The 615-nt window shown below is 78.9% G+C and carries 1 pseudogene; it reads left to right on the top strand.

What is annotated here, in order from left to right:
* Window positions 1-615, top strand: a pseudogene (locus tag JNW98_RS27865) (hypothetical protein); the annotation flags it as partial.

The following is a 615-nucleotide window of genomic DNA, read 5'->3' as shown; positions in this document are numbered from 1 at the left end:
GCGCTTGCCGCCGCGGCGGCCCACCTCGCGGCGGGCGTGCCGCACCGGGTGCCCGACCTGCTCGCCGCCGCCGAACTGGGGCCGCCTGACCCGCTGCGGGCGGCTGACGCCGGCCGGCTGCGGGCGAAGGCGTCGTCCATGGCCAACCCGGGGTTCGGCTCGGTGCAGCCGTTGCTCGACGCGGCGGCCCGCCTCAGGGAGCTCGATCCGGCCGCCGCGCGGGAGACGTACCTCGCGGCGTTCGGCGCGGCCATCTGGGCCGGCCGGTACGACGCGAGCGGACTGCGGCGCGCCGCCGAGGCGGCCCGCGGCCTGCCGCCCGGCGACGAGACGGCGGGCGTCTTCCTCCGGGCCCTGGTCACCTGGACGACGGACGGGCCGGCCGCCGCCTTCCCGCTGCTGGAACGGGCGTTGCGCTCCCTCACCGACGGCGCGGACCTGGCCGTCCTGTGGCCGGCCGCGAACGCCGCCGTGGAACTGGGCGACCTGCGGTCCTGGCTGGACATCACCGGCCGGGCGGTCCGCTACGCCCGGACGACGGGCACGCTGTCGGTCCTCTCGACGGCCCTGCCCTACCGGGCGGCGTCGCTGGTCTTCGTGGGGCGCTTCGCCGAG

Origin of the sequence: Streptomyces huiliensis (assembly GCF_020037025.1) — a bacterium.
Taxonomy (GTDB): domain Bacteria; phylum Actinomycetota; class Actinomycetes; order Streptomycetales; family Streptomycetaceae; genus Streptomyces; species Streptomyces huiliensis.
The sequence above is the reverse complement of the archived record's forward strand: the minus strand, read 5'-3'. Positions and strand labels throughout refer to the sequence as shown.